Raw genomic sequence first — 4578 nt, 5'->3', positions numbered from 1 at the left:
GCCACAATACCCTAGCAAGCTAGGGCTGTCAACGCATTTCATGAACCAGCCTGGCTGTTGAGCGACGCGTCCAGTTGATTATTCCCAACTTTGGTTGCGGCCCGACGAATGCCCATGCCCATGCCAGCTGCCTAATGATGCGTGGATAGTGCCGGCGCTGCGACTGCAATTTCCAGGGTCCGGGGGAGTGGAGGTGAGCTTCACTCTCGAATTGTCCGCGACGCCGACTGACCGTTAGTGAAAATTCCCGCCCGGCGCACAGTTGCACGCCGGAGGGCCGGCCGCCAACCGACTAACAGGGGTCCCATTAAATGGATACAGCCATAGCCCACTGCCGCGCGGTCGCCCGGTGCCACTGAAATTAACGAAAAGTAGGATTTATCCTGCGGCACCGGAAATGCCTTCCTTCGCGTTTTGCCGGTGCGGTCCCAACAGCCCGCATTGACGACTCAAAGGCACGCTATTTAATGACGGTGCTGCCGAAAGGGACCCCGTGTGGGCAATCAATAGTCAGCATGGGGAGGAGTATCCTGTTTCGCAATTGCACCGAACTAGACCTCGAACTTAGCCCCATGATGCCCGGATACCGCGATACGACTGTTCTGCACGAGCCGCGCGCCGTGGCCGCCATGCCCAAATCCGAAGTATTTCCCATTCGCTCCGGCGAAGACATCGTGCGCCTCCGGCAGTTCGTGCGGGCGAAAGCGGTAGCGTTGGGTTTTTCCCTGACTGATCAGACCAAATTTGTGACGGCCGCGAGCGAACTCGCGCGCAATGCGCTTATCCACGGCGGTGGCGGAGACGCTCACTTTCTCATGCCGGAAAGCAACGGCCGGTTGGGCCTTAGGCTCGAATTTATTGACCAGGGACCGGGCATTCCCGATATCGACAAGGCTTTGGCAGATGGCTTTTCGTCTGGCAACGGGCTTGGCCTTGGCCTTGGCGGTGCAAAGCGGCTTTGTGACGAGTTTCATATCCGCTCGACACCAGGTGCGGGTTCGCATATCTCGATCCTCAAGTGGAAGCGGTTTTGAGCTAACCGAGCGCTGCGTATCGTCGTCGAGGTCCTCAAGTCGCGTCGGAATATGTTAGTTGTCGCGATTGCAAGATTTCGGAATGATGCACTGCCGTTCACTGGTCATTCTGGACAGATGGTATGAACGCCGCCCTCCCTTCGCAGAGGTTCAGGCTCCGGACACGGAAGTGACTTTGCAAATATTGGGTCCCTCCCGAACCGAACGGCATCGATGTGCCAAAGTGGAGGTGCCACCACCACTTGAGGATCGGAGGGACCATCATGAATACTACGACGTTCGGCCTCGATATTGCAAAGCGGACCTTCCAGATGTATTGGGTTGAAGTGGAACCGGTGAGATTGTGAATCGCCGGTTCACGAAGCAACAGCTTATAGAATTTCTTGGCCAGCGAGCGGCCGGACGCGTGGCTTTGGAAGCATGTGGGAGTGCGCACTGGTGGGCACGCAAGATTGTGGCGCTGGGTCATGAAGTCGTATTGCTGCACGCGAGGTTCATCCGCCCGTTCGTTCAGAACAACAAGACCGATGCAACGGACGCTCGTGCGATCTGGACAGCAGCACAGCAGCCCGGCATGCGTTCGGTCGCACCGAAAACGGCAGATCAGCAGGCCACGCTGGCCTTGCATCGCATGCGTTCATTGCTGGTCAAGTCACGTACCATGCAAGTCAACCAGCTGCGAGGCCTGTTGTACGAATTTGGCGTGACGCTCAAGGTGGGTCGCGTCGCGGGCCCGGCCGAGGTCCGCGAGCGGCTCCATGAAATCGAGCAGGTCGTTCCCGGCACGCTGTTCTGCGCGCTCTGCGACCAGCTTCAGCACTTCGACCGGATCGACGGGGGGATCAAGAAACTCGAGACACAGATCGTTGCCTGGCGACGACAGGAGGCCGCATGTCAGCGGCTCGCTGCGATTCCAGGTATCGGACCACTGACGGCGACAGCCCTGGTCGCGACGATTGGCGATCCCGCAGCATTCAAGTCGGGACGTGAACTTGCCGCGTGCCTCGGCCTGGTTCCCAGGCAAAACGGTACTGGCGGCAAGGTACGGTTGGGCGGCATAAGCAAGAATGAAATGAACGCGTCCGACCCGTGAATGTGAGAGCAGAGGTAAGGTGGACCCTCACGGGCCAACGGCATCGATGTGCCCAAATGGGAAATGCACGCATTTCCCGGCAACCGGAGGATCCACGATGAACAGTATGGCAGTGGGCGTAGACATAGCCAAGCTCGTTTTCCAGGTGCATTACGTCGATCAGGAAACCGGTGAGATCGTGAACAAGCCGATTAAGCGGGCGAAGTTCCTTGAGCACTTCGCGAATCGCGCGCCGTGCCTCATCGGAATGGAAGCGTGTGGCGGGGCGCATCACTGGGCACGCCAGCTAGTCAAGATGGGACATGACGTCAAATTGATACCGGCTGAATTTGCTAAGGCGTTCAACATTCGAAACAAGAATGATGCTGCTGATGCACGCGCGATCTGGTTGGCGGTTCGGCAACCAGGCAAGCCGGTTGCGGTGAAGACGGAGACACAGCAGGCGATGTTGGCGCTGCATCGGATGCGCCAGCAACTCATCAAGTTTCGCACGATGCAGGTCAACAACCTGCGTGGATTGCTGACGGAATACGGCGAGGTGATGGGCAAGAGCCGTGCTGCGCTTGACAAGGCGATTCCAGCGGTATTGGAACGGGTGGCCGAGCGACTGCCGGCGGTTGTGATCGACTCACTTCGCGAGCAGTGGAACGGACTGACGAAACTCGATGAGCAGGTCGCGCAGATTGAGCGTCGGATGCGGGAGTGGAAAAAAGAGGACAAGGCGGTCAAGGCCATCAGCGAAATCCCGGGCGTGGGATTGCTGACCGCGACAGCAGCCGTCGCGACCATGGGCGATCCGAAGGCGGTTCCGGAGGTAAGGTGATCTTGCACGGCATATCGAAGCGCGGAGACACATACCTGCGCACCCTGTTAATTCACGGCGCGCGATCGGTCCTAGAGCACGGGAAGGAGCCTGGTCCGTGGGTTGAGCAGATGCTCAGGCGCAGACCCAAGAACGTCGTAGTCGTCGCTCTGGCAAACAAGATGGCACGCACAATCTGGCGGTACTTGCTCACGACAGGCCATACTGCAAGGACTACGTGAGTGTAAAGCCCATCTAAAAAAGGTTCGTGAAATAGAAGTTCAACGCTTTAACACAGGGTGAACGTCGAGAAAGTTGCGCAGCAATCGATTGTGATGACCACTCAGGTAGGACCTGGGACTCGCTAAACCTGCATACTGTCTTGAGCTTCGAGCTCGTGGTAAGAATGAGGAGCGAGTCAGCGGATTTCATAGGGGCCCGCAGCGGCTGTATCGGCTGCACGAAGGCCGGATAGAGAGCTGCAACCCATCCTGTCAGTCTGAACAAACGAAAAACTGTTGCAAAACGGGACGCGTTCATAGAGTCAGTATGACTCCCTCGCGGCAAGGCAGGCGCCGTGGGGAAGTAAGCGCGGATTAGCATTGCTGCTAGAGCCGCATTGAGCGGGCAGAACCACCGCTCAACGGTTCATTCCGACGCGGAGGCCAGCATCGAACACGATAGCACGTTGTACGTGGGACTGGATGTCCACCAGGATTCGATTACGGTCGCCTATGCGATCGGGATGGGAGAAGTCGAATTGTTTGGCAAGGTCGGCACCATGCACATTGACATCGACCGGATGTGCAAGCGGCTGCAGTCCAAAGCACAGCACATCTGCTTTGTCTACGAAGCAGGCCCTTGCGGGTACGGCCTGTACCGAAGGCTGATCGATAAAGGCTTCGATTGCGTGGTCTGCGCACCATCGCTTATCCCACGCAAGCCTGGAGATCGCGTCAAGACGGACCGTCGTGACGCGGTCAAGCTGGTGCGCTCGCTGCGCGCCGGAGACCTTTCCGCCGTGCATGTGCCGACGATTGAAGACGAAGCGTTTCGTGACTTGGCTCGTGCCTGGTCGGCTGCCAGGGAAGACCTGAAGGCAGCACGCTGCAGGCTCAAATCGTTCCTGCTTGCCCACGGCGTCCACTACCTCGGTCGCGCCAGCTGGGGGCCGACACACCGGCGTTGGTTAAGCACGTTCTCGTTCGACAGTGCCTGGCAGCAACTGGCATTCAACGAACATCGCCGCACGATCGAAGACCGGCTTGCGCAATGCGAGCGGCTGGAGCTGGCATTGCATGAAGCCGTCACGGGTTGGCGGTTTTATCCAGTCGTACTCGCCTTGCAGGCCATGCGCGGCATCAACTTCACACCAGCGATCGGCCTGGTATCCGAATTGGGTGACCTCACACGCTTCGAACATCCCCGACTGCTGATGGCATGGATTGGCGTGACGCCTTCAGAGCATTCGTCAGGTGCGAAACGACGGCAAGGCAGCATTACCAAGACCGGAAATAGCTATGCACGTAAGCTGCTAGGGATTCGCTGATCAATTGACTTCAGCTACACGATGCATGCATGCTGAAGGCGATGCGAACATAACGGTACGGACATGAAGCAACGCAGCTTTGCAAGCGCCGAGTACGCGA

General features: G+C 58.0%; 1 protein-coding gene and 3 pseudogenes. All 4 read left to right on the top strand.

Annotated features, from left to right (window positions below):
- Nucleotides 1–629 precede the first annotated feature (629 nt).
- Entirely contained in the window at nucleotides 630–1034 is a 405-nt protein-coding gene (locus HV670_RS31675) for an anti-sigma regulatory factor (protein WP_246258094.1), read from the top strand.
- 263 nt (nucleotides 1035–1297) lie between these two features.
- Nucleotides 1298–2100: pseudogene (locus tag HV670_RS29280) on the top strand (IS110 family RNA-guided transposase); the annotation flags it as partial.
- A 124-nt stretch (nucleotides 2101–2224) separates the two neighbouring features.
- Nucleotides 2225–3188, top strand: a pseudogene (locus HV670_RS29275) (IS110 family RNA-guided transposase).
- 411 nt (nucleotides 3189–3599) lie between these two features.
- A pseudogene (locus tag HV670_RS29270) lies at nucleotides 3600–4466 on the top strand (IS110 family RNA-guided transposase); the annotation flags it as partial.
- Between the last annotated feature and the right edge of the window lie 112 nt (nucleotides 4467–4578).

The organism is Pararobbsia alpina, assembly GCF_902859895.1.
In the GTDB taxonomy this organism is placed as follows: Bacteria; Pseudomonadota; Gammaproteobacteria; order Burkholderiales; family Burkholderiaceae; genus Pararobbsia; species Pararobbsia alpina.
The sequence above is the reverse complement of the archived record's forward strand: the minus strand, read 5'-3'. Positions and strand labels throughout refer to the sequence as shown.